General features: G+C 69.9%; 30 protein-coding genes. 13 read left to right on the top strand and 17 right to left on the bottom strand.

Translation table 11 applies throughout. From position 1 onward, the window contains the following. Positions 1-3 precede the first annotated feature (3 nt). Positions 4-1,443, top strand: a complete 1,440-nt coding sequence (locus CJ197_RS07280; protein ID WP_102236087.1) for an L-serine ammonia-lyase — start codon at positions 4-6, stop codon at positions 1,441-1,443. 116 nt (positions 1,444-1,559) lie between these two features. On the opposite strand, the gene CJ197_RS07275 is transcribed toward CJ197_RS07280, so the two are convergent. Further along, the gene (locus CJ197_RS07275) at positions 1,560-2,162 is read right to left on the bottom strand and encodes a C39 family peptidase (protein ID WP_146007725.1); all 603 of its coding nucleotides are present in this window, start codon (positions 2,160-2,162) and stop codon (positions 1,560-1,562) included. 277 nt (positions 2,163-2,439) lie between these two features. On the opposite strand from CJ197_RS07275, the gene CJ197_RS07270 reads away from it, so the two are divergent. The 3 genes from CJ197_RS07270 to CJ197_RS14875 all read left to right on the top strand — a co-directional run bounded on the left by CJ197_RS07270 (position 2,440) and on the right by CJ197_RS14875 (position 3,880). Next, positions 2,440-3,117, top strand: a complete 678-nt coding sequence (locus CJ197_RS07270; protein WP_102236085.1) for a C39 family peptidase — start codon at positions 2,440-2,442, stop codon at positions 3,115-3,117. A 317-nt stretch (positions 3,118-3,434) separates the two neighbouring features. Continuing rightward, positions 3,435-3,656, top strand: a complete 222-nt coding sequence (locus CJ197_RS07265) for a hypothetical protein (protein ID WP_146007724.1) — start codon at positions 3,435-3,437, stop codon at positions 3,654-3,656. Next, positions 3,653-3,880: a hypothetical protein gene (locus CJ197_RS14875; protein ID WP_146007723.1), complete on the top strand. Its 228-nt coding sequence runs from the start codon at positions 3,653-3,655 to the stop codon at positions 3,878-3,880. Before CJ197_RS07265 ends, CJ197_RS14875 begins: the two co-directional genes overlap by 4 nt. Before the next feature lie 496 nt (positions 3,881-4,376). Here the strand turns inward: CJ197_RS14875 and CJ197_RS07260 are convergent, their stop codons facing one another. The 14 genes from CJ197_RS07260 to CJ197_RS07195 form a co-directional block, all read right to left on the bottom strand. Further along, entirely contained in the window at positions 4,377-5,012 is a 636-nt protein-coding gene (locus tag CJ197_RS07260; RefSeq protein ID WP_102236083.1) for a recombinase family protein, read from the bottom strand. 12 nt (positions 5,013-5,024) lie between these two features. Then, positions 5,025-5,219: a hypothetical protein gene (locus CJ197_RS07255; RefSeq protein WP_146007722.1), complete on the bottom strand. Its 195-nt coding sequence runs from the start codon at positions 5,217-5,219 to the stop codon at positions 5,025-5,027. A 28-nt stretch (positions 5,220-5,247) separates the two neighbouring features. Continuing rightward, positions 5,248-5,766, bottom strand: coding sequence for a hypothetical protein (locus CJ197_RS07250; RefSeq protein ID WP_146007721.1), 519 nt, complete (start codon positions 5,764-5,766; stop codon positions 5,248-5,250). A 379-nt stretch (positions 5,767-6,145) separates the two neighbouring features. Beyond that, positions 6,146-6,421, bottom strand: a complete 276-nt coding sequence (locus CJ197_RS07245) for a hypothetical protein (RefSeq protein WP_102236080.1) — start codon at positions 6,419-6,421, stop codon at positions 6,146-6,148. Between the two features lie 140 nt (positions 6,422-6,561). Beyond that, positions 6,562-6,975, bottom strand: a complete 414-nt coding sequence (locus CJ197_RS07240) for a hypothetical protein (protein WP_102236079.1) — start codon at positions 6,973-6,975, stop codon at positions 6,562-6,564. Then, a complete protein-coding gene (locus tag CJ197_RS07235; protein ID WP_146007720.1) occupies positions 6,972-7,385 on the bottom strand; it encodes a helix-turn-helix domain-containing protein in 414 nt (137 codons plus the stop codon). The genes CJ197_RS07240 and CJ197_RS07235 overlap by 4 nt, the downstream gene beginning before the upstream one ends. A gap of 5 nt (positions 7,386-7,390) precedes the next feature. After that, the gene (locus CJ197_RS07230; RefSeq protein WP_102236077.1) at positions 7,391-7,966 is read right to left on the bottom strand and encodes a hypothetical protein; all 576 of its coding nucleotides are present in this window, start codon (positions 7,964-7,966) and stop codon (positions 7,391-7,393) included. Beyond that, positions 7,963-9,342, bottom strand: a complete 1,380-nt coding sequence (locus CJ197_RS07225; RefSeq protein WP_102236076.1) for an AAA family ATPase — start codon at positions 9,340-9,342, stop codon at positions 7,963-7,965. The genes CJ197_RS07230 and CJ197_RS07225 overlap by 4 nt, the downstream gene beginning before the upstream one ends. Next, positions 9,339-9,581: a hypothetical protein gene (locus CJ197_RS07220; protein ID WP_158239404.1), complete on the bottom strand. Its 243-nt coding sequence runs from the start codon at positions 9,579-9,581 to the stop codon at positions 9,339-9,341. Before CJ197_RS07220 ends, CJ197_RS07225 begins: the two co-directional genes overlap by 4 nt. Positions 9,582-9,691: 110 nt before the next feature. Then, a complete protein-coding gene (locus tag CJ197_RS07215; protein WP_102236075.1) occupies positions 9,692-9,904 on the bottom strand; it encodes a helix-turn-helix domain-containing protein in 213 nt (70 codons plus the stop codon). Positions 9,905-10,564: 660 nt separating this feature from the next. Next, on the bottom strand, positions 10,565-11,518 hold the full coding sequence (locus tag CJ197_RS07210; RefSeq protein ID WP_102236074.1) for a site-specific integrase: 954 nt from the start codon (positions 11,516-11,518) through the stop codon (positions 10,565-10,567). A gap of 338 nt (positions 11,519-11,856) precedes the next feature. Next, positions 11,857-12,603 carry a phosphoglyceromutase gene (locus tag CJ197_RS07205; protein ID WP_102236073.1) on the bottom strand — a complete coding sequence of 249 codons (747 nt, stop codon included), beginning with the start codon at positions 12,601-12,603 and terminating at the stop codon, positions 11,857-11,859. Between the two features lie 123 nt (positions 12,604-12,726). Further along, positions 12,727-13,158, bottom strand: coding sequence for a D-aminoacyl-tRNA deacylase (dtd, locus tag CJ197_RS07200; protein WP_102236072.1), 432 nt, complete (start codon positions 13,156-13,158; stop codon positions 12,727-12,729). A gap of 3 nt (positions 13,159-13,161) precedes the next feature. Then, entirely contained in the window at positions 13,162-14,589 is a 1,428-nt protein-coding gene (locus tag CJ197_RS07195; protein ID WP_102236071.1) for a phosphotransferase family protein, read from the bottom strand. 58 nt (positions 14,590-14,647) lie between these two features. Between CJ197_RS07195 and CJ197_RS07190 the strand changes: the two genes are divergently transcribed. The 7 genes from CJ197_RS07190 to purM all read left to right on the top strand — a co-directional run bounded on the left by CJ197_RS07190 (position 14,648) and on the right by purM (position 20,745). Further along, positions 14,648-15,073, top strand: a complete 426-nt coding sequence (locus tag CJ197_RS07190; RefSeq protein WP_102236070.1) for a DUF3151 domain-containing protein — start codon at positions 14,648-14,650, stop codon at positions 15,071-15,073. An 88-nt stretch (positions 15,074-15,161) separates the two neighbouring features. After that, positions 15,162-16,460: an adenylosuccinate synthase gene (locus CJ197_RS07185; RefSeq protein ID WP_102236069.1), complete on the top strand. Its 1,299-nt coding sequence runs from the start codon at positions 15,162-15,164 to the stop codon at positions 16,458-16,460. 1 nt (position 16,461) lies between these two features. Next, complete coding sequence (locus tag CJ197_RS07180) at positions 16,462-16,881, top strand: sterol carrier family protein (RefSeq protein ID WP_102236068.1); 420 nt, start codon at positions 16,462-16,464, stop codon at positions 16,879-16,881. Continuing rightward, on the top strand, positions 16,878-17,684 hold the full coding sequence (locus CJ197_RS07175) for a copper homeostasis protein CutC (RefSeq protein ID WP_102236067.1): 807 nt from the start codon (positions 16,878-16,880) through the stop codon (positions 17,682-17,684). The genes CJ197_RS07180 and CJ197_RS07175 overlap by 4 nt, the downstream gene beginning before the upstream one ends. Further along, complete coding sequence (locus CJ197_RS07170; protein WP_102236066.1) at positions 17,681-18,049, top strand: hypothetical protein; 369 nt, start codon at positions 17,681-17,683, stop codon at positions 18,047-18,049. The genes CJ197_RS07175 and CJ197_RS07170 overlap by 4 nt, the downstream gene beginning before the upstream one ends. A gap of 66 nt (positions 18,050-18,115) precedes the next feature. Continuing rightward, positions 18,116-19,606, top strand: a complete 1,491-nt coding sequence (gene purF / locus CJ197_RS07165; protein ID WP_102236065.1) for an amidophosphoribosyltransferase — start codon at positions 18,116-18,118, stop codon at positions 19,604-19,606. Further along, positions 19,603-20,745, top strand: coding sequence for a phosphoribosylformylglycinamidine cyclo-ligase (purM, locus tag CJ197_RS07160; RefSeq protein WP_102236064.1), 1,143 nt, complete (start codon positions 19,603-19,605; stop codon positions 20,743-20,745). Before purF ends, purM begins: the two co-directional genes overlap by 4 nt. A gap of 117 nt (positions 20,746-20,862) precedes the next feature. On the opposite strand, the gene CJ197_RS07155 is transcribed toward purM, so the two are convergent. Further along, the gene (locus tag CJ197_RS07155; RefSeq protein WP_102236063.1) at positions 20,863-21,063 is read right to left on the bottom strand and encodes a DUF3073 domain-containing protein; all 201 of its coding nucleotides are present in this window, start codon (positions 21,061-21,063) and stop codon (positions 20,863-20,865) included. Between the two features lie 158 nt (positions 21,064-21,221). On the opposite strand from CJ197_RS07155, the gene CJ197_RS07150 reads away from it, so the two are divergent. Next, positions 21,222-22,244: an alpha/beta hydrolase gene (locus CJ197_RS07150; protein ID WP_102236222.1), complete on the top strand. Its 1,023-nt coding sequence runs from the start codon at positions 21,222-21,224 to the stop codon at positions 22,242-22,244. Next, positions 22,225-22,698, top strand: coding sequence for a hypothetical protein (locus CJ197_RS07145; protein WP_102236062.1), 474 nt, complete (start codon positions 22,225-22,227; stop codon positions 22,696-22,698). The genes CJ197_RS07150 and CJ197_RS07145 overlap by 20 nt, the downstream gene beginning before the upstream one ends. On the opposite strand, the gene CJ197_RS07140 is transcribed toward CJ197_RS07145, so the two are convergent. Next, a complete protein-coding gene (locus CJ197_RS07140) occupies positions 22,683-23,894 on the bottom strand; it encodes a lysylphosphatidylglycerol synthase transmembrane domain-containing protein (protein WP_102236061.1) in 1,212 nt (403 codons plus the stop codon). The two genes, CJ197_RS07145 and CJ197_RS07140, sit on opposite strands and share 16 nt — an antisense overlap. Positions 23,895-23,919: the final 25 nt, after the last annotated feature.

Here is a 23,919-nt window from a genome sequence, read left to right as displayed (position 1 = left end):
ATCATGACTGTCAGCGTCTTCGACCTGTACTCGATCGGGATCGGCCCGTCGTCCTCCCACACCGTGGGACCGATGAATGCCGGAGCGGACTTCGCCGAGCTGCTGCGCAGCGAGGGTCTGCTGGAGCGCACCGCCCAGATCGCGGTGGACCTGTACGGGTCCCTCTCAGCCACCGGGCAGGGCCACGGCACCTTCGGCGCCGTGCTCCTGGGCCTGGACGGGCATCGCCCCGACACGGTGGATCCCGATGTGGTGGACACGCGCCTGGCCGAGCTGGCCGAGGGCGCCCCGCTCCGCCTGGGCGGGGACGGCCCCGAGATCGTGTTCGGCATCGAGGACATCGGACAGCATCCGCTGACCTTCCTCGAGCGGCACGCCAACGGGATGCGGTTCCAGGCCCTGGACGCGGACGGTGAGGTGCTGCGCGAGCGGTACTCGTACTCGATCGGCGGGGGCTTCGTGGTCCACGACGGTGAGGAGACCGCGCAGACGGAGACCTCCCCGGAGGAGGTCGTGTTCCCCTTCCCCTTCGGCACCGGAGCGGAGTTGCTGGAGCACTGCCGTCGCGAGGGGATGACCATCCCCGAGGTCATGATGGCCAACGAGACGGTGCTGCGCACTCCTGAGGAGGTGCGTGACGGCCTGGCCCGTCGCTGGCGGATCATGGAGGAGTGCAAGGCCAACAGCCTCACCCGCAGCGGGGTGCTGCCCGGCGGACTGAACACCCGTCGGCGCGCTCCGGAGTGGTACTCCTCCCTGCGCGAGCAGGATCCCACGCGCGACCCCCAGTTCTGGGTGGAGTGGACCAGCCTCGTGGCCCTCGCGGTCAATGAGGAGAACGCCTCCGGGGGGCGGGTCATCACCGCCCCGACCAACGGGGCGGCGGGCATCCTTCCTGCAGTCATCTTCTACGCCACCCACTACACGCCGCGCGCCATCGAAGGCTGCGGAGTGCGTCCCTGGGCGGAGCTGACCGAGGAGCAGCGCCGCGCCCGCGAGGACATCGCGGTGGAGTTCATGCTGGTGGCCGGTGCGATCTGCATCGTCATCAAGGAGCTGGCATCCCTCTCCGGCGCGGAGGTGGGCTGTCAGGGCGAGGTGGGTTCCGCCTCGTCGATGGCGGCCGCAGGTCTGGCCCAGATCCTGGGTGGGAGCCCGAAGCAGGTGTGCACCGCCGCGGAGATCGCGATGGAGCATCATCTGGGCCTGACCTGCGACCCCATCGGTGGCCTGGTCCAGGTGCCGTGCATCGAGCGCAACGCCGTGGCCTCGCACACCGCGATCACGGCGGCGCGGATGGCGGTGTTCGAGCACAGCACGCCGATGGTGTCCCTGGATGACGTGGTCCGCACCATGAAGATCACGGGTCTGGACATGTCCAGCAAGTACAAGGAGACCGCGGAAGGCGGGCTGGCGGTGAACGTCGCGCTGCCCGTGTGCTGATCCGCCTCTCCCGCACGTCATCGGCCCCGGACACCTGCTCGGTGTCCGGGGCCGGTACTGCAGCCAGGGTGTGGACGCGCCCGCGCGCCGCACCCGTGACGACTCAGGTCAGCGGCTCACCAGAAGTAGCCGCGCTCGGCGCACAGGGTCGCCACCCGATCCGAGGGGACCCAATAGACGCCCACGTTGTTGAAGTTCGCGGAGTCCGCGATGAGCAGATCGCGGTTATCGTTATAGCCGACGACCGTCGTGAAGTGGTAGATCGTCGAGCCGTTCTGGTAGCCGTTGGGGTAGCTGCCCGGGGGCACCACCCAGTTGCACACGGTCGCGAAGCCCGTGTCGATGTTCGCCTTCACCCGGTCCCAGAACACTGCCTTCTCCTCCGGGGTGGCGTCATTGCCGGCGATCCACTGATCGCGGTACGTGGCACCCGGGATGTTCTGGGTCAGCACCGGGGAGATCGCGCCGAAGTTCGTGCCGTTCTCGGTGGTGCCCAGCTGCTGGGCGAGGGCCTCCAGGCCAGGGGAGCCGGTCTTCGCGGTGATCGCCATATGGCAGGCGCTGGGCCCGCACCAGAAGAAGTTCGGCTGCACCACGTACTCGTGAGGGACAGTGTGATCTGCGGCCTGTGCGGGCGCGGCCAGCGCCGCAGCGCCGAAGCCGGCCAGGACGGTCAGGCCGCTCGCACGCAGCATGTTCCGACGGGTCAGGGTGCTCATCGCGGTGTCCTCCAGGAGGTCTCGGGTGGCCGCTGCTGCGGCTCGGTATGTCTCGTCCTCCACGCTAGGAGCGGACCGCGCGGCGGCGCTTCCTTCCTCGGTGCGAACCTCTCGGTCCTGTCCCTCGCGGGGACCGGGACGAAAGGACGGGGTGTCGAAAGGCGGTGCCGCCCCACCGGTGCGTCAAGGGATACAACTGCCCATGTGCACCTGATCCCGTGGGACGTACCGTCCGGGGCACATCGTTCCGCTCTCCCCTGACCCGAGAGGAGCTCGTATGACCACCCCTCGACCCACCGCGGTGACCATCGACCGCCGCGACGCCCTGCGCACCCTCGGCACCGCCGCCCTGATGGGCGTGGGCCTGGCCGCCGGCTCGGCGGGGCTGTCCGCACCGGCCGTCGCCGCCACGGAGATCACCACGGCATCGACGTACATGGCGCAGAGGAACGGCTACTACTGCGGCCCCACCTCCATTTGGATGACGCTCAGCGCCAAGATGGACACTCCGCCGTCGATCGACACGATCGCCGCGGCGGTGGAGACCGAGGCGTACGGCGCCACCCCGTACTGGACGATGGATGACTACCTGAGCACGACCTTGCCCGATGCGACCTACCGCTTCGAGCAGATCTCCGGGAAGCCCGCGGGCAGCGATGCCGCGAACCTCCTGTGGGATCGCGTGACCCGGAACGTCGATACGGGCTACGCCTCGATCGGCTACTGGCAGGCGGCGCCGAACACCTACCCGACCTGGTACGGCAACCCCAATCGGATCGGCCATTACGTGGTGATCGACGGGTACCGCCCGGAGACCCGCGAGCTGCTCATCGCTGACCCCGCCCGCGACAAGCTGGGCGGATACACCGCGCCGAAGTACTACTGGCTGTCGTTGCAGGAGGTCGCGAACCTCTGTGGCTCCTACGGCGATCGGCCCGCCGGCTACTTCTGGTGACAGAACCTCGCGCAGGAACCACAGCGCCCCCGGACCGGCATGGTCCGGGGGCGTTGCATGTCAGGGATCAGCGGCTCACTTCTTGCCCTGGTTCCAGAGTGATGCGTGACCAGCAGACATGCTGGAACGTGCAACCTCCGTGCAACACGGTTCCATGAAAACGCCCGCCCCGTGCGCGAACACGGGCGGGCATGGACACCACCTGAAACGGAGGCGGGGTCATGCCAGAGCATACCCACGACCATGCAGACCACACCAGGGCACCCCAGAACACGCGGGCGCTCCACAATGCACTGGACGGCATCGCAGGCGACGCGATGACCCGATTCACCAGCACCTGGGAGATCGACGGGGACACGATGACGTGCACCCCCACCGAGCTGTTCCCCACCACGGACGGGCGGGTGATCGACGTGGCCGCCTACACCGAGCCAGACGGACAGATCACCGTCCACGTCCATGACCTCGCACTGGACCTGGAGACCGCCCGTGCCGTCGCACGGCACATCCTCACCCTCGCCACGGAGGTGGAGCAGTGAGCGGCCTGTCACCCGATGCCGTCGAGCTGCTCGGTGAACATGGACTCACGGCCCACCAGTGGGCACAACTCAACGGTGCGCGCGGCCAGTGGACCGGTGACGTCTGCGGCTGCCCCGATCCCCGGTGCGTCGGCTCCCACCATGACGCGGGCGAGGCATGTAGGTGCCTGCCGGTGCTCATCGCTGAGCTGATCCGCGACGGGAGCACTCTCGCGCCCGTCTGAGCCCCCTACGCGGCCCGTAGCGGCCCCAGGGCACCCGAGAGTGTCCCCGGGGCATCTACGGCCCGTCTAGGGGCGCTCAGGCGTCCCCAGCGTGCTCTCTCTACGTCACACGCTCCCCCAGGCATGGGGGTATCAACAGACGGCGGGTAGAGAAGGATCCTCACGAATCGCGCAGACCCGGCGCGGCGTACCCCGTAGGCCACGGGGACGATGAACGGCTAGCGGTCCGCCACTCCGGCGGGGCGCTACTAGTCGTGTCTACAGTCGGATGACGGGTCCAGGGCGGCGGGCAAATCTTTGGGGAAGGGGCACTGATCCGGGAGACCCGTAGGGACCGCTAGCAGTGGCCCGCGCAGCGGGGATCCCATGCAATGACCGCCCCGGAGCCGATCCCATGCAATGCGTCGGCATCCGACCCCATGAAGCCCCCTCCGGGAGTCGATCCCACGGAACGGACCTCATAGAGGACCCCCGCGGGATCCGACCTCATAGAGGATCAGGCGCGCTCCAGGATCTTCCGCACCGTCGCGGGCCACCATTTCCCACCCGTCGCCGTGGGCACCCCATCCGCTGTGAGCTGCTCGCAGATCCCCTTGAGCGTCATGCCCTGCTCGCGCATACCCCGGATCCGCTGGGCGGTCTCATCGGAGAGAACACGGGGCCTGCCGCCGCGGCGCATCCGGTCCCGCACATCATCGGGGAGGGTGGCCATGGCGGCGCGGGTCCGTTCCCCGATGCGACGGCGCTCCATCTCAGCGAACGTGGCAGTCACCTGGGCCATGGCGCGGCCGGTCAGGGTGGTGGTGTCCACTCCGAGATCCAGGCACACGACATCCCAGCGCTGCCGCTCGGCGTCGTCCAGGATCCGTGAGAAGTCAGCGACGGATCGGGAGAGGCGGTCCAGCTTGGACACGGCCAGCACATCGGCGCGGCCTGCCTTCAGGTCGGCGAGGGCCTGGAGCAGGACGGGGCGGCGCGTGACCGTGGAAGCGGAAGCGGCGTCCTCGCGGCGCAGCTCTAGTTCCCAGCCTCGGCGCTCCGCTTCGGCGGTGAGGTCGGCGGCCTGGACCTCGGGGCCGATGTCCTGCTTCGAGGTGGAGACCCTGACGTACCCGATGACCCGCTTGCTCATACCCCGATTATACTAATGGGGTTCCCGTTTTGTATAGGGGTGGTGGGAGACCACACCCGCCACCCCATCACGCACCCCCGCCGCGTACCCCTCCAGTCGAGCGCGCAGCAACCGATCCCCCATATCGTCCGTCGGCTCCAGCGCCTCCAGCACGGCGGTGATCTGTTCGGCGACCTCTAGCGGGTCCGCCTGATCCTCAGTCCTCACCATTTCTCCTCACTGTCAGCACCGGCTATTAGCGCCGGTAGAGCGTATGAATGATCGGCGGCTCCGCCTCATCTGCCGCATATCGTTCCAGTTCCACCACTCCCACCTGCTCCAGCACCTCAGGGCGAACCCATGCGATCCTGCGCTTGAGCGCGAACAGTCCAGACATCGGGATCTCACACATAAACAGTGCACCGTCCCACCCATCACTGACACACCGGCGGGCGTAGACCTCTGCTTCCCCCCGGTTCTTGGTCCAGTACACCCCATGCGCTGTGAGCGGCGTAGCCCCCCGGTATAGCGTCACCATCTCATCGTGACGCGAACGCATCTGCGACGCGAGATACCCGCCATACCGTGCCGACAACTCGGCGTTCAGAGCATCACGCCACTCATACCACCGCACCGACTGCTCCAGCTCCCGGCCCGGCATCCGCCGCCCTCGGTGAGGTACCACTTCAACATCTTCGAGGTGATCTGGATGCACCCGCACCTCATACCCCCGTGGCATGCCGGAGCGAGTGATATGCAACACCTGCTCGGGCATGACCTGAACCCGATAGACAACTGCGTCCAGCCCCGCATCCCTTCGACTTTGTGCATACGACTCTGCGACTGACATATCTGTCGCCCACCAGATCCTGCGAACAGCCTCGGGGGTAGCCCCCCGGTAAAGCGCACGCGGCCACGGACCCGGCATGAACGGACAAAGCGTCTCAGCTCTACGGCCCGCTTCGTGGATCTGCCGGAGCATCAGTTGCTCCGAGGCAATCATGCTGGTGCCAGCATCCTCACCAGATGCACGCAGCAGCCTGTATGTCAGCACCACCGTTTCCTCCACTCTCTCAGGGTCGGGTCGATCCCCGGTGTTCCATGGGTCGGGCCGGTGCGCGTTGATCCATGGGTCGGAGCGCACCGGCCGTCCCTCACTGCTGCTGTTCCCGTGCCGCGGCTAGTGCCCGGTCCAGGGTCTCGTCGGTTGCGTCGGCGGCGGCCTGGAGGCGGTCCGCGTGGTCGGTGAGTCCGTGGGCGCGGGCGGTGGCGAGGTCGCGGGCGTGCTCGTCCAGGTCGGTGAGTTCCGTGGGGGCGTCCTCGCTGGCCTCCAGGTCGCGGCGGGCGTCGGTGACGGCCTGCTCCCACTTCGGGAGGGTGTCGGTGAGGGTGCGCAGCTCGGCGCGGGCCTTGTCCAGTTTCGTGGCCATGGGTCAGTACTCCTTGGTCGGGTCGGTGACGATTGCGTCTCGTAGTACTTCGCTGATCTGGATCTGCTTCCTACGGGGCGGCTGCTTCTGCGTGGCGGGCTTGCTCCAGGACCGGTGAGGCCGGTTTCCCTGGATGCGCTTCAACGGGTGTACGAGGTGACGGTCTCGCGGGCCTGGAGGGCGGGGAGGGCCTCCACGCGGGCGGTCTCGGTGCGCAGACGCTCGGCGACGGCCGGGAGGTGTCCGCGGGTCCAGGCGGCGGAGAGTTCACGGTGAACGTGGGCGTCGGCCTCCGCCCGGGACTCACCTAGGCGGGTTTCGTACAGTCCGGCTAGGTGGGCCTCGCGTCCTCGGTACTCCAGGCGCTCGTGAGGCTCCCAGTGGGCGCGCCATGGGTGGCCGTCCCAGCTTGCGGCCCTGCGGGCTGCTGCCTCGCGGGTGGTGGCGTCGGGGGCGGTGAGCGCTTCGGTGAGGTCGCGGGTTATCGGGTCGCCCTGCTGGTCGGGGTTGGTGAGGGCTTCCCTTAGCTGTTCGGGGGTCAGGTCGCGGTTCATGCGGTCCTCCTGGTGGTGTAGTCGGCTAGTGCGGTGCTGGGGATGCGCCATGGTCCGGTTCCGTCGCGGGTGGCGGCCAGGGTGCCGTCGGCGATGAGGTAGCGGACGCGGCGGTCTGTGACTCCGAGGTGTCGGGCGGCGGTTGCCGTGGTGACGGTCGGGCCATGAGGTGAGGTTTCCTCGGTGGGGATGGGGATGGGTTCCGGGATTCCGCGGGCGGAACGGTGTTGTCGTGCGGCCTCGCGTAGGTCGGCGAGAGCGTCAGTGAGGTCGCGGGCTGCCTGGTGGTGCCCGCGGGCGGCGAGGTCCCGGGCGTGTGCCTCCGCTCCGCGGTAGTCGGCGAGGTTCTCGAAGTACGCGGCGGCGTAGCCCTTGACGTGGGCACCGAGCAGGCGACGGCCAGCAGGCATGACGGTCACTGTGTGTCTCCCGCCTCGGAGGCGCGACGTAGCTCCCGCGCGATCGCGGCATTGAACCGGTCTTCCTGCTCCGGTGTGAAGTCCACATCCGCTACTGCTCGGCGGATCATCGCGACGATCTGCCTGGCCCCCTCCTCACTGATGACTGACAGCCGGGAGTCAAGGTCGAGACGGGCCACAGCGTCCAGGACTTTCAGGGCTCGGTCCATGGCCCGCTCGAACAGGAGTACGTCCCCGCGGATCTGTTCACCTCCCACGAGGGTGGGGGTGGTGTAGTCGGTCAGGGCATCCACCCGATCACGGAGAACGTCTTTCCAGGCGACGACGAGACCGGACAGTTCCAGTAGTTCGCGGTAGACGTCGGCGATGTTCATGGGTGCTCGCTTACCGGTGAGGCGTTCCACGGCCTGAGCTGCCTTGGCTTCTGCGTCCTGCTCGGCGAGGCGACGCTCAGCAGCAGCACGGACGCGGGGTGAGCTGCCGCCGTGGGAGGTGCAGGCGGTGCCGCCGCGGATCGGTGGTTTCTTGCATGGCTGGCCGCTGCTGGTGTGGGCGGTGCATCGGCGGGTCATCGGTCCACCTCCAGACAGTCCCCGTCGCAGCCCGGTTCGTTGCATCCGGGGCAGATCATCGGCTGTTGGGCCAGCAGTGGGGCCACGTCTCCGGAGCTTGGCCCGACTGGCCCGACTGATCCACCCCCCTCGGACTGTTTGTGCTGGTCACGTCCAGTAGGGCCAGTCAGTCCTTTATTCACACTCTCCCCAGGGGGGGCTTGGCCCGACTGGCCCAACTGTGCTTGGCCCGACTGTGCGGACAGACTCCACACGGCCTGCCGGGGGAACCCTTCGGTGCGCGAGAGGACACCGACGACGTTCGCGGCCCGCTTGACCGTCCGCTCCTTATGCCCGGCCTTCTCGGCGTCCCGGATGACTTCCACGCGCGGGGTGCCGGGGTGCATGGATAGGTAGTCCTCCAGCCATTCCGCGGCCTCGCCGAGCGCTCCCTGGACCTCCATGCCGGGGTCGGCCATGGCGGACTTGATCGTCGTCGCGCTACTGCCGTGCCAGTCCAGGCGGCCCGTGATGATCTGAGCTCCGCGCCGTCCTTCGACCTCGCAGGACTCCACGGTGAACACCTCGGACGCGGGGAGGGCCGGCCCCAGGTTGTTCTTCACGGTGCCGAACAGGCGGCGGCGGTCGTCCTCGTCCTCGGGGTCTGCGACGACGGTGGACACGGACCGAGCCACGGCAGTGAACGCCTTGGAGCCCATGACTGCGTTCAACGGGTCGGCGCTGGACTTGTTCAGGTGGATGAGTCCGAGTACGGACATGCCCACCCGGTCGCCCATCGCCACCAGAGGCTCCAGGGCACGGCGCACCTCGGCGTCCTTGTGCGTGTCCAGGTTCTCCAGGCGGGATGTGATGGGGTCCAGGACCATGAGAGCCACATCCCGGGCCTCGGCCTCGCGGGCCAGGGCCGTGATGTCCTTCGGGAGGGACAGGCCGGTCATGAACCCGTCGCTGGTCTCCACGGTGACGTTCAGGACGCGGGACAGGTCGGCACCGGCGGCCATGAGGCGGGGCACGAGAGTGTGCGCCCATGAGTCCTCGGTGGCGACGATGATGACGGACCGCGGCTGCCCGTACAGGTCACCAGGGAGGGTGCCGCGGGTGACCTGAGCGGTGATCCATGCGGCCAGCGTGGACTTCCCTAGTCCTTCGCGGCCAGCCAGCAGGGACAGGTGACCTAGTGCCATGCGGCCCTGCCAGAGCCAGGAAACGCGCTCAGGGACGATGTCGGCGGCCACCTGGACATGGAGGTGGCGGGAGGACTGTTCGCCGTCCTGGACGCTGTTCTGGGTGTCCTGGAGGGCGTGTCCGCACTCGGCGCGGGGCAGGGCGCACGGGTCACACCACACCGCGGTGTCCTGAGAGTAGGAGACGCTCATAGGGCCACCTCCTGCCGGTAGCGGGCGGCGGTGTCCAGAGCCGTGGCGATGGGGCCGCGTCGATCCCGCGGGAGGGGCAGGGGCGTGGTGTCCATGTAGCTGCCCCACGGGGCCGGGGCTGGGCGGCCGTACAGGTTCCAGTCGGAGCACGGGTGCCCGGGATGATCCACAGGCACGGCAGGTCCCAGCTCCAGCAGGCGCGGGTCGTCGTCCCGGTAGTCCACGGGGGCGGGTGTCACGCTCGCGTCCGGGCACCCGATCGGGGTACCCTGGGGGTGGATTTGAGTCTGACTTTCTTTCAGTGCCGCCCTGGTGTTGCTCGCGCCGGGGCGGCTTCTCTTTGCGCTGCTCACCGGGCACCACCCCGCGTCTTCGAGGTGGGGATCGGTGCTAGCGCCTGGTCGATCTCGCGGAGATCTAGGCGGATCTGTCGTGCGCCGATGCGGTAGCCGGTCAGGTCTCCGCGTGCAATGAGGGCGCGAACGAACTTCGTGGACGCGCCTAGGTATTCCGCGGCCTCGGCGACGGTGCAATAACGCTGACGGGTGCTCTGTAGGGGCATGAGAAACGCCTCCGGGCGTGACTACGTGCCCCGGGTCTAAGGGGGCTATGTAGCCGACGCTGGAGGCGTGGGCGCGGTGTACTCCACCGCAGGGGGTGCCGCTAGCACCTGCCTCTAGGGTACAGCAGGGCGCAGCACGGCTAAGGCCGTACCCGTTCAACGGCATTTCGGAACAGGGCAACGTCCACATCGGTGACGCCCGCGGTCAGCAGGCCGCTCAGGACATGCTCAACCCGTGAAGCGGGCGCTCGCGTAGTCCCGCCACGGCCACAGCGGCGGCACGGTGCGAGCTCGAACCGGCGTTCCACCCCGGCAAGAATCCCCGGGTCAGGCTCACCACGCCGATTCTCACCAGCCGCATGGTGGAAAGCGTTAGAGATGCGGCGGGCCTCGCGGGGATCCATGACCCTCTGCCCATTGCGCCGCCAGTAGAACCCATCTCCGCGCGGATCCCGCATTTGCCGGGGGAGCTGGGAACCATCTCCGGGCTCGGAATCGTTCCACGCGCGCGCCTCGCGGGCGGACATAGCTGTCAATCGGCCCCAGTAGGTGCCGCGCCCGTCCCAGCGTGGAAGCTCCACCAGTTCCATGAGGACGGCCCTGCCATGGTCCCCCGCGGCGCACACCACGCGGATGACGTGCCCACCCTTGGTGAGCTGCTCACTCATCATCGATCCGCTCAGCGGTAGCGGTCTGGGGACGTGCCATAGCTATCTCCACCCCCAGGGCGTCGGCGATGCTCCTGTCCCGCTCCCGCGCCGCGTGCTGATAGCGCATCGCCACCTTCGGTGTCGTGTGTCCCAGCCGGGCCATGAGCTCTCGGACCGTCGCACCGGTACCGGCGGCCAGCGTCGCCCCCGTATGCCTGAGGTCATGCGGGCGCACATCCTCCACCCCAGCTCTCGCGGCCGCCTCTTGAAACGAATGTGAGAACGTCGAATAGGGGAGCGGCTTAGAAGGATCAGCCGCGCGGGGGAACGGGTGCCCCCGGCTGCCAGGTGCCGCCCATTCCGTGAGCTGCCGGGCCACGTCAGGATCCAGCGCGGCCGGATAGTGCACGACACGGTTAGAAGCTTTCGTCTTGACCGGACCGACGGCCTCACCGCTGCCGTAGGGAGCGGATGCACTCTCCCTGATGTGTAATGTTCGCGCCTGGGTATCGACGTCCCGGCGGCGTAGTGCCAGCGTCTCACCCGGGCGCAGTGCGCAGAAACCGGCCAGCAGGACGGCGAGACGACGATCAGGATTCATCCGCTCAGCGATCATGACGACTTCCTCCACCGTCAGAGCGTGTCCTTCCCTCCCGGGGCGGACCTCTCCAGCGCCTTTCACGCGAACCGGATTCTGGTTGACCACGCCGTCCTCCACGGCCTGCCTGAACATGCTGGACAGCACGCGGTACGCCTGGGCGCGGGCCTGAGGTTTCGAGTCGGGGAAGGTGGCGAGCCAGCGGCGGACCTGCGCTGTGGTGACGCTGGTCATCGGGGAGGCTGCGAACGTGGGCTTGATCCACCTGGTGTAACTGGACCGGTAGTTGTAGCGGGTGCGCGGGGCGATCTTCAGTGACTCCAGCCAGGCCTCCGCGTACGGGCCGAGGATGACGCTGTCGTCCATGCCTCTCCACTGGCCTGTTTCGAGGGCGGCCCGTTGCACGGCTAGCCATGCGTCGGCGTCGACCTTTGCGGTGAACGTGGCAGGGGCGTTGACACGCTTCCCGTCGGGGGTGAGGTAGGAGGCCTGGTAGCGGCCGCTGGGGAGCTGGCGGACAGCGCCGAATGAGCGGCGGGTGCGTTTTTTCGGTCGTGCCACAAGTACCCTCCCGGTCCCGTGCAATCATCGTGCGATAACAGCAGGGTACAGGAGGGTACTTGTGTCTAATGCACGGTCCCGCTATGCTCCTGATCAGGACCGAAAAATCGGAGGTCAGGCAGCGCTCACGCTATGCCAGCGGCTCACTTCTTGCCCTGGTTCGCGACTGCCTCGGCAGCGGCCTTCGCGGCCACCGGGTCCAGGTAGCGCCCGCCCTTCTCGACGGGCTGGAAGCTCTCATCGAGCTCGTAGACCAGCGGCTGGCCGGTGGGGATGTTCAGGCCCGAGATCTCCTCATCGGAGATGCCATCGAGGTACTTCACCAGCGCGCGCAGGGAGTTGCCGTGGGCGGCGATGAGAACGGTCTTCCCGGCCTGGAGATCCGGCTTGATGCCCTCCTCCCAGTAGGGCAGGAAGCGCGCCACGACGTCCTTGAGGCACTCGGACTTGGGCAGCTGATCGCCGAGGTCCGCGTACTGCGGATCCTGGTCCTGGGAGAACTCGCTGCCGAACTCGATCTCCGGGGGCGGGGTGTCGTAGGAGCGGCGCCAGGCCATGAACTGCTCCTCGCCGTACTTCTCGCGGATCTCCGTCTTGTTCATGCCCTGCAGGGCGCCGTAGTGGCGCTCGTTCAGACGCCAGTCGCGCTTGACGGGGATCCAATGGCGGTCGGCGGCATCCAGCGCGAGGTTCGCGGTCATGATCGCGCGGCGCTGCAGGGAGGTGTGCACCACGTCGGGCAGCACGCCCTCGCGCTTCATGAGCTCACCGCCGACGATGGCCTCCTGGCGGCCCTTCTCGGTCAGCGGCACGTCCACCCAGCCGGTGAACAGGTTCTTGGCGTTCCAGTCGCTCTCGCCGTGGCGGAGCAGCACAAGTGTGTAGGTCATGGCACCAGCCTACGCACGCACCGCGGCGGGCGCACGGGACGGACGGCGGATCTCGCACGCCCGGGACGCGCCAGGAATGCGCCCGGGACGCGCCAGGAACGCGCCCGGGACGCGCCAGGAACGCTACGCGTCGGTGTCGACGAGCACCGTGAACGGGCCGTCGTTGATGAGGCCCACCCGCATCTGCGCACCGAACCTGCCGGTGGCAACCTCCACGCCGCGCTCGCGGATCGCCAAGACCACCTGCTCCACAAGCGGTTCCGCCACCGGGCCGGGTGCGGCCGCGCTCCACGAGGGGCGGCGCCCCTTCTTCGTGCTCCCGTACAGGGTGAACTGCGAGACCACGAGCACCTGCGCACCGGCATCGAGCACCGAGCGCTCGCCCTCCAGGATCCTCAGCTCACAGATCTTCCGGGCGATCGTCGCCGCCTGCTGAGGTCCGTCCTCATGGGTCACGCCCACCAGGGCCAGCAGCCCCTCACCCGTGACCGCGCCGATGACCTCGCCGTCCACCTCGACGCTCGCCCCATCGACCCGCTGCAGCACCGCGCGCATAGCTCAGCCCTGCACGATCTGGTCGATGCGGCGCTCCTGCGTGGGCGAATCATCGCCCGGCGTCAGCTCCGTCGCAGGCGCGACGGGACGCTGCCCGGTGAGCGGGGCTTGGGACTGCGCCTGCGCCTGCGCGAGGCGCTCGCGCGTGGCAGCCTCGGCGCGGCGGGCCCTGGCCACCCACTCCTCGGCGACCCGCACGATCGCCTCGGTGGCGGCCTCCCAGGCGGTCTCCTGCTGCCGATGCGGGCCGGTGGCGAGCGAGAGCACCACGCCGGCCGAGCGCAGCGCCAGCTCGGTGGGATCCACCCGCTCGGAGAAAGTGCGATGCCACGTGCTGATCGCGGTCTCCACCCGCTCCTGCATCGCCCGGTCGATCCGCCCGGCATTGCCGTAGTCCGCCAGCACGCTCAGGTGCGCGAGCAGGCACGCGAGGTCATCGGCCCGTCGGCCCGGGCCCACCGTGTCGATGTCCAGCAGACCCACCACGCGCCCGTCCTCGACGAACACCTGAGCCTCATAGAAATCGCCGTGGACCACGTCATGGGGGCGCATGTCCATCCGCTGCTCGAGCGAGCCCAGGCCCTCGCGGATCTCCCGCACCAGGGCATCCAGCCGCGGCCCGAGCGCCGGCACAGAGGAGGCGACGATCCCGGCGTAGAAGTCCACCGAATCCGTCCACGGCGGCCGCAGCGGCACCGAGTACATCGAGGCCGGCAGGCGGTCCAGCAGCGCCACCAGGTCCTCGCCGCGGCAGGCATCCACGCCTTCGTCGATCACCGCGCGCGAGAGCGGACGGCCCGGCAGCTCCCGCAGCACCACGAGGCCCTCGTGATGCGCCATCACCTCCGGGACCGGCACCCCCGCGGCCAGCAGCCGGTGATGCCGGTCCACGATCTCGCCGCTGCGATGCGGCTGCATCACCTTCAGGAACACCGCCGCCCCACCCTGCGCGGCACGCAGCACCGCGCGGCGGCCCGGACGGTAGGAGACCACGTCGATCGCGATCGGGGCCGACGGATCCGGGCCCAGGTGCACCCCCAGTTCCGCCAGGGTGCGGCCCACGATGTCGGGGTAGCACACGCGCGGCAGCATCGGCAGCCACGGGTCATGCGGATACCGCCAGACCCGCACATCGATGTCCCCGTCGGTCATCACGAGGGTCTGTTCGGCGACGTACAGGTCCTTCTCCTGTTCGCCGATGTGGGCGCTCGCGCCGAACAGCTCCTCGCGGGCGGGAGCCTGCGGCCCATCCAGCTCAGGCCAGGAGACCTGGGTGCGGTACAGCGCCTTGGTGGAGCGCCCGGGCCGATGGTCGACGTGGTCCAGCTGCCAGCTGTGCAGCACACCGCCAGAGTTCCCGACGGCCGCGCCCAGCAGCCCTCCGGCCCCGGGTCCCGTCAGCAGCTCCGAGCCGTCCTGCGTGTGTGACATGTGTGAATCGTTCCCAATATGAGAGGTCGCAGCGCCGTGGAGCGCCTACGATGCGAACATGGCTGATCGTACCGAGAACCTCGTCGGCAGGAACCTCCTGGGCATTCCCGAGACCCGGTTGCCCGAGGACTTTGTGGACGTGCAGGTCGCCGAGGAGCTGGTGGATCAGGACCCGCGCGAGGTCGTGGCCCGGCACCTCGATTCCCCGCTCGCCTGGGCGACCCTGGCCGAGGACGCGCTGAGCGATGGCGATGACATCACCGCCTACGCCTATGCCCGAACCGGCTACCACCGCGGCCTGGACGCCCTGCGCCGCCACGGCTGGCGCGGGCAGGGACCGATCCCCGCCTCCCACGCCCCCAACCGCGGGATCCTGCGGGCGCTGGCGATGCTGGGGGAGACCTCCCGCCGTCTGGGCGACCAGGCCGAAGCGGACCGCATCACCGACTTCCTGCGCGAGGCCGACCCCACGCTGCTGGGCTGAGGCCCCAGGGAGCGGGCGCCCTGATTGCTACGCTGGGGCGCGGTCCTCAGCGGCCGCATCCATCCACCATCTCGTCCCAGGAGTCGCCATGCCCGCCGTCGTGATCGTCGGAGCCCAGTGGGGCGACGAAGGGAAGGGCAAGGCCACCGACCTGCTCGGAGAGAAGGTCGACTACGTCGTCAAACCCAACGGTGGCAACAACGCCGGGCACACCGTTGTGGTGGACGGCGAGAAGTTCGAGCTCAAGCTCCTGCCCGCCGGAATCCTCTCCCCGCAGGTCACCCCGGTGATCGGCAATGGCGTGGTGGTGAACCTCGCCGCACTGTTCGAGGAGATCGCCATGCTGACCAGCCGCGGCGTGGACACCTCCCGGCTGCGGATCAGCGCGAACGCGCACCTCGTCGCCCCCTACCACCAGACGCTCGACAAGGTCACCGAGCGCTTCCTGGGCAAGCGTGCGATCGGCACGACGGGGCGCGGCATCGGACCGGCCTACATGGACAAGGCCGGGCGCCTGGGCATCCGGGTGCAGGACCTCTTCGATCCCTCGATCCTGCGCCAGAAGGTCGAAGGTGCCCTCCGGCAGAAGAACGAGCTGCTGGTCAAGCTGTACAACCGTCGCGCCGTCGAGGTTGAGGAGATCACCCAGGAGCTGCTGTCCTACGCCGAGCGTCTGCGCCCCATGGTGGTGGACACGACGCTGCTGCTCAACGAGGCGCTGGACCGCGGTGAGGTGGTGCTCATGGAGGGCGGCCAGGCCACCTTCCTGGACGTCGACCACGGCACCTACCCCTTCGTCACGAGCTCCAACCCCACCGCGGGCGGGGCCTGCACCGGCACCGGCATCGGCCCCACCCGGGTCGACCGCGTGATCGGAATCGCCAAGGCCTACACCACCCGCGTGGGCGCCGGTCCGTTCCCCACCGAGCTGGAGGACGAATGGGGCGAGCGCCTGCAGCGCGTGGGCGGCGAAGTGGGCGTGAACACCGGGCGGCCCCGCCGCTGCGGCTGGTATGACGCGCTGATGATCCGCCACGCGGTGCGCATCAACGGCTTCACCGACATCGTGCTGACCAAGCTCGATGTGCTCACCGGGATCGAGCAGGTGCCGATCTGCACCGGGTATGAGGTCGATGGTGAGGTCCACCGCGAGATGCCGATGACCCAGACTGAGTTCCACCACGCGGTGCCGGTCTACGAGACCCTGCCCGGCTGGAGCGAGGACATCTCCACCGCCCGCCGGATCGAGGACCTGCCCCAGAACGCTCGGGCCTATGTGCGGCGCCTCGAGGAGCTCGCCGGGTGCCGGATCAGCGCGATCGGCGTGGGCCCGGACCGCGCGGACACGATCGCCGTGCATGATCTACTGCCGGGCGCGCAGGACTGAGATGCCGCCCCGCACCGACCCTGAGGATGGCCGACGGGCGCTGATCGCCTGGGCCGCGGATCCCGCCGCTGCGCGTCGCCCGGTGCTCGCCCCCGCCGTGCGCCACACCCTCGACCTGTTCGCCGCGGAGAATCCCGGTGGCGCCGTCGAGCTGCGCGTTCCGCCGTACGCGGCGGTGCAGGCCATCGCCGGGACGCGCCACACCCGCGGCACCCCGCCCGCGGTCGTGGAGACCGACGCCGCCACCTGGCTGGCCCTCGCCGTCGGGGACCTGGACTGGGAGCGGGCCCGTGCTGAGGGTCGCATCCACGCCAGTGGCGAACGCAGTGACCTCAGCGAGCTGCTGCCCCTGCCGGGGCCGCGCCGCATCGTTCGCACCGCCCGCGACCATGGGGCGCCTGCAGAGGGAGGAGACGCATGAGCGTGCTGGTGGAGATCGCGATCGAGGACGCCGCCGGTCTCGAGGTGGCAGCGCGCGGCGGTGCCGACCGTGTTGAGCTGTGCGTGGACTTAGGCCGCGGAGGCCTCACGCCGCCGCCCGAACTGGTCCAGGAGATCACCGAGCGGGCTGCGGCGCTGGTCGCCGCCCGGGAGGCGAAACCTCACTTCGACGTGCACACGCTCATCCGCTCCCACGCCGGCACCGGAGACTTCCTGGGACAGCCCGCGGAGTTCACCTATGATGCCGCGCAAGTGCAGCTCATGGCCGAGCAGGCCCAACAGTGCGTTGCCGCGGGCGCGGCGGGCGTGGTCATCGGCGCCCTCACCGAGAGCGGCGAGCTGGATCTGTCGTCGGTGCGCACCATCCGCGATGCCGCCCTGGGGGCCGCGACGGATGCGCTGCGCGGAGTGCATCTGACCTTCCATCGCGCACTGGATACTCTGCCCTCCCGGGAGGCTCGCGTCGAGGCGGTGCGGACCCTGCTGGGGGAGGGCTTCCACCGCGTCCTCAGCTCCGGCGGCGCCCCCCGCGCCCTCGACGGGGCGGCGGATCTGCGCGCGATGGTGGAGGCTGCCGAGGAGCTGCTGGATGTGTGCGCCGGCGGCGGGGTGCGCCCCGCCGACCTGCGCGAGCTCGTGGAACGCTCCGCGGTGGCCGATATCCACCTCTCCGCCCGGAGCTCGGCCGCCGCCTCGACCACGACCGTGCCCGCGGCGGCACCCCCCATCCGCACCGACCCCGCCATCGTGGCGGCTGTGGTCGACATCGCAGGAGCGCTGTGACCGTGACGACGCCCGAGCCCACCTCAACCCCCGAGCCAGCCCCGACGCCCGAGCCCGCCCCCGCGCCCGCGCCGACGGATGCCGGGCCCGAGACCGCCCCGGAGGCCGACCGCCCGCAGCCGTCGAGCACGAGCGTGTACGTGCGGCGCGGCCGCACCCCTACCCTCGGCTTCTGGGTGGCGCTGTGCCTGGCCGCCCCCGCCCTGCTGGCCCTGTTCAGCGCCCCCTTCTTCGACTTCTCGGACCTCGGGCAGGTGCTGAACTTCATGCTCATGGCCGCGGTGTTCGTCGGCATGCCGCTTGCGGGCATCGCCGCCGCGATCGACGCCTGGAAGCATCGGCCCCCGAAAGACCGGGACCGCTGATCAGCGGCGATCTGTCCGCCCGGTAGCGAACCCGTCGGCCCCGTGGCGCTGTGGCATCATGGTCCGGTGGCACGCGGCGACGGACGACTCTCCCATGACCTGCTCCCCGGCGAGAAGGGCCCGCAGGACGCCTGCGGTGTCTTCGGCGTCTTCGCCCCCGGCGAGGACGTCGCGAAACTGACCTACTTCGGGCTGTACGCCCTGCAGCACCGCGGCCAGGAATCCGCGGGCATCGCCACCTCCGACGGCTCCCAGATCCTCGTCTACAAGGACATGGGTCTGGTCTCCCAGGTGTTCGACGAAGCCTCGCTCGGCACCCTGCAGGGCCATATCGCCATCGGCCACACCCGCTACTCCACCACCGGCGCCTCCGAATGGGCCAACGCCCAGCCCACCCTGGGGCCCCGCCCCGAGGGCACCGTAGCCCTCGCCCACAATGGCAACCTCGTGAACACCGAGCAGCTGCTGGCCCTGCTCGATGAGCGCGGCGAACGCTCCCGCACCGGCGAGCTCGCGCGCGGCAATACCACCGACACCGCCCTGGTCACCTCGCTGCTGAATACCGAGGGGCCGCTCGAAGATGCGCTGCGGGAGGTGATGCCGCGTCTGCGCGGCGCCTACTGCTTCACCCTCATGGACGAGACCACCCTGTACGCGGCCCGCGATCCGCAGGGCATCCGCCCTCTGGTGCTGGGTCGGCTCGAGCGCGGTTGGGTGGTGGCCTCCGAGACCGCGGCCCTGGACATCTGCGGCGCGAGCTTCGTGCGCGAGGTCGCCCCCGGCGAGATGATCGTCATCGACGAGCGGGGGCTGCGCTGCGAGCAGGTGCTCGAACCGCGCCCGCGCGGCTGCGTGTTCGAGTACGTGTACCTCGCCCGCCCCGACACCCGCATCGCCGGGCGGAGCGTCCACGAATCCCGCACCGCCATGGGCCGCCAGCTGGCCCGCGAGCATCCCGTCGACGCGGATCTCGTGATCCCCACCCCGGACTCCGGCACCCCCGCCGCGATCGGCTACGCCCTCGAATCCGGCATCCCCTACGGCTCCGGAATGGTCAAGAACGCCTACGTGGGCCGCACTTTCATCCAGCCATCCCAGACCATCCGCCAGCTCGGCATCCGCCTCAAGCTCAACCCGCTGCGCGAAGTCATCGAGGGCAAGCGCCTGGTAGTCATCGACGACTCGATCGTGCGCGGCAACACCCAGCGTGCCGTGGTGCGGATGCTGCGCGAGGCCGGTGCCGCCGAGGTGCATGTGCGCATCTCCTCCCCGCCGGTGCGCTGGCCCTGCTTCTACGGCATCGACTTCGCCTCCCGCGCCGAGCTGATCGGCAACGGCCTGGGGATCGAGGAGATCGCCCGCTCGATCGGCGCGGACTCGCTCGGCTACATCTCCACCGCCGGCATGATCGCTGCGACCGAGCAGGACGAGAGCTCACTGTGCACCGCCTGCTTCACCGGCACCTACCCGGTAGCGCTGCCGGAGGACGTCGCCCGCGCCCAGGGCATCACCGACCAGGGCACGACCGCCCCGGCCGTCACCGAGGAGGACGCATGACCCGCCCCGACCCCGCCCCGCTGACCTACGCCGCCGCCGGGGTGGACACCGCCGCCGGCGACCGCGCCGTGGAGCTCATGAAGCAGGCGGTCGCCGCCACCCACGGCCCCGAGGTGATGGGCGGTATCGGCGCCTTCGCGGGGCTGATGGATATCAGCGCCATCAAGGACTACCGGCGGCCTCTGCTGGCTTCTTCGACCGACGGGGTGGGCACCAAGATCGCGATCGCCCGCGCGCTGGATGTCCACGACACCATCGGCCAAGACCTCGTGGCGATGGTGGTCGACGACATCGTCGTGGTCGGTGCGAAGCCGCTCGCGATGACGGACTACATCGCCTGCGGGAAGGTGGTGCCCGAGCGGATCGCCGACATCGTGCGCGGCATCGCCGAAGGCTGCCGCCTGGCCGGCTGCGCCCTGGTCGGCGGGGAGACCGCGGAGCATCCCGGGCTCATGGCCCCCGAGGACTACGACGTGGCCGGCGCCGCCGTGGGCGTCGTGGAGGCCGATGAGCTGCTGGGCCCCGAGCGGGTGCGCACCGGTGACGTCATCATCGGCATGGACGCCTCCGGCCTGCATTCCAACGGCTACTCCCTGGTGCGCGCCGTGATGGACGCTGCCGGGCTCGACCTCGAGCAGCACGTGCCGGAGCTGGGCCGCACCCTCGGCGAGGAGCTGCTCGAGCCCACCCGCATCTACACCGCCGACCTCCTCGCCGTCCTCGAGGACGAACGCACCCGCGGCGCGATCCACGCCCTCAGCCACGTCACCGGCGGGGGCCTGGCCGCAAACCTCGCCCGCGTGATGCCCCAGGGCTTGGCTGCCCGCGTGGATAGGGCGCGCTGGGAGCCCGCGCCCGTCTTCGCGCAGATCCAGCGCTGGGGCCAGGTGCCGCAGCGGGACCTCGAGGGCACACTGAACCTCGGCATCGGCATGATCGCCCTGGTGGGCGCCGAGCAGGCCGATGCGGTGCTGCAGCTCCTCACCGAACGCGGCCTGCCCTCCCGCGTGCTCGGCGAGGTGCTGGCGCAGGAGCAGCTGCCCGAGGCTCACGGTCCGCTCGAGCATGTGGTCACCGGGGCGAAGGGCGTCGAGGGCGGAGCCGTCATGATGACCGGCCAGCATCCCGGCTGGGACTGAGACGTCACGTCGCGCTGGGCCGAGAACGTCGCGCTTGGACCGAGAACAGCGGAAGGGCCGCCCCTCGGGGCGGCCCTTCCGCAGTGTCACGGTGATCCGGCGGCAGCCGGTCAGCCCTCAGCGCCGACGGAGCGACGGGGCGTCCTCATCAGCCCAGTCGTCGCTGTCCTCGTCCCAGCGGTGCTCGTCCGCGGAGTCGTCGGCACCGCGCTTGCCCTGCAGTTCGCGCTGGAGCGCGGACAGGTCCGTCGGCGGGCTGTAGTACTTGAGGTCCCGTGCCACCTTGGTGTGCTTGGCTTTCTGTCGGCCGCGACCCATGGATCTGACCCCCTGTGCTTCGGGTGCCGGGTGGATGTGTCGACCCGGAAGATGGCAATCGTTTCGGTGGCCCAGCCTACATGGTCGCCTGCAGCGGCGGCCACCAGGCACGCGGGGAGGTGCGGCACACCGCAGGAGCGGGCACTAGGGTGGCCTCCGTGAGACCGGATCCCGTGCTCGGCGAGGGCTTCAGCACCCACCGGATCCGCCTGGGCGCCGATGATGAGGGCTCGCTCATCGCGACGCTGCTCCACCGCGACCTGCCGCCTGGCACCGCATACCGCGACCTGCCGGGCGTGCCCATACTCGTGCTGCACGGCTGGTCGGACTACGTCTTCGACCGTGAGCTGCTCGAGCACCTGGGACACGCCGGGCACGATGTGTGGGGCTTGGACCTGCGCAAGCACGGCCGCAGCCTGCTGCCCGGCCAGACCCCCACCGACGTGGATCACCTCTCCCGCTATGACGCGGAGCTCGATGCGGCACTGCGGATCATCGGCCGCGACCGCCCCCCGGTGATCCTCGCCCACTCCACCGGCGGGCTCACCGCCACCCTGTTCGCGCTGCGCCGCCCCGGCGCCGTGCGGGGCCTCGCCCTGAACTCTCCGTGGCTCGAGATGCACCTCGGGCCCGCGGCGCGCGCCCTCGTGGAGGCGCCCGTCCGGATCCTCGCACGGCACTTGGGGAGCCGCCCGGTGCTGCCCGTTGGCAGCCTCCACTATGCGCGCACCACCCACCGCGAGTACGGCGGCGCGTTCGAGTACGACCTCGAGCTCAAACCACCCGGCGGCCACCGGTTCCCCGCCGACACCCTGCGCGCCGTGATCGATGGGCAGCGCCGCCTGGAGGCCTCCGGTCCGCTCGCGATCCCCGTGCTCGTCATGCATTCGGACCGCAGCCGGATCGGTCCCGTCTTCCACGAGAGCATGCGCCGGGCGGACACGGTGCTGGATGTGCACTCCCTCGCGCGCGCCGCCCGCAAACTCGGTCCGCGCGTGCAGGTGGAGGCGATCCCGGGCGCCCGGCACGACGTGTTCCTCTCCGACGCCGATGCGCGCGCCCGGGCGCTCAGCATCCTGGACGCCTGGCTCGCAGAGCGAGCAGCGGATGCCCCTACGATGGACCCCACAGGTTCACCGCACCCGGGGGAGGAGGCCGACGATGAGCCCGCAGCCTGCTGACCTGCGTGCCCAAGCCGCAGCGTTCCGCCACGCCGCAGACCGGCTGACCCTGCTGCGGCTACGGATCGGCAACTCCATCACCGAGCTCTCGCAGTCCGAGGACGAGTGGACCCGAGACCTCGGCGAGCAGGTGCATGACCGCTGGACCCTCACCGAACATCCCGAGCTGGGGCGGCTCGCGAGCGGTCTGCGGGGCACCGCCAAGTGCCTCGAGCAGGCGGCGGTGCAGGCAGAGCGCACCACCGGGCGGCGCCTGGGCGGCTATGCCGGCGCCGGCTTCCTGGGCCGCGGCGCCGAAGCCCAGCACCACGTGCACGATGTCGCGAAGTTCGTCGGCACCCGGCACGGCGCCGAGATCGGCGGCTTCCCCCTGCTGCCCGATACCGCGGGGGCGATGCTCCCGCACCCCTCCCACACCCTGGGGATCGAGACCCCGGACTACGAGGAGGACTGAGCGGAGGACGAGGAGGACTGATCCTCCGGGCCCTTCCGCGCCGCCGGGGCGGCGACGCTGCCCGCGGCTCCCACCGCGCCGGCCAGCAACGGCACGATCAGCATCGCCACCAGCAGCAGAATCATCGCCGCGCCCGCGGATGCCGCCGGCACCCCGAGCGCCACCAGAGCCATCGCCCCGACGGTCTCGGTGATCCCCGCCCCGCCCGGGGTGAGCGGAAGCAGGGCGAGCACTCGCCCGAGCGCGAAGATCGCGACGGTCAGCAGCAGCGGCACCTCCGCTCCCGCCGCTCGGATCGCGAGCACGAGCGCCGCCCACTGGGCAGCGCGGGCCAGCAGCGTCGGCACCACGAGCGGCACTGCGCGGGAGCGCAGCAGCGCGATGAGCGCATCGCGCTGGGTGAGGATCTCCCCTCGCACCGCCGCGGGAACCATGTCACCGGCGCTGTTCAGCAGCGCGGTCAGCACGCCGCGGCGCAGCAGCAGTGCGGTGAGGACCAGGGCGAGCAGCGCCCCGCCGATCGCGATCACCGCCGCCCACAGCCCGCCGGGTAGCTGCAGCTCCTGCGGTGCGAGAGCGCCGGAGAGCGCATAGGCCCCGAATCCCAGCAGCGGGATCAGCACCGAGGTCAGGACCATGTCCACGAGCGAGGCGGCGATGATCCCCGTAGCGAGGGCCCCGAAGGTGAAGCCCGCGCGGGCGAGGAGCCACCCCATGAGCCCCAGCCCGATGGCGGATCCGCCCGGGACCGCGAGCGAGACCGCGGAGGTGACGGCATGGGCGCGCAGGGCCGTGCTGTATCGGGCGCCGGGCAGGGCCGTGCGTACCGAAAGGGCCTCGAGGGCGAGGGCCAGCATCCCTAGCAGCAGCATCGCGGGCGCCGCCCACAGCGGCAACGCGGTCACCGCCGCCCAGATCTCCGTCAGCGTGGTGCCGGTGAGCTTCGGCAGCGCGTACCCCAGCAGCACGAGGACCACGAGAAAACTGAGCACCGCGGCGAGGATCCGGCCCGGACCGGGCCGCGGACGCTCCTCGCCGATCGCCCCGGCGAGGACAGGGGCGGGCAGCAGGGAGAGCGCCTCGAACTCGGTGTGCTCCTCTGCGCTGGGCTCCGTGGTGTCTACCCTCTCGCGGTCGTGGCGCGCGCCGGGGGAGTCATCGGAGCCGGGAGAGCGTGGTGGAGGGGCCGCTGACATGCGGCGATTCTCGCACGTCAGGGGT

The organism is Brachybacterium sp. UMB0905, assembly GCF_002871795.1.
In the GTDB taxonomy this organism is placed as follows: Bacteria; Actinomycetota; Actinomycetes; order Actinomycetales; family Dermabacteraceae; genus Brachybacterium.
This window is presented reverse-complemented; position numbering and strand designations above follow the sequence as displayed.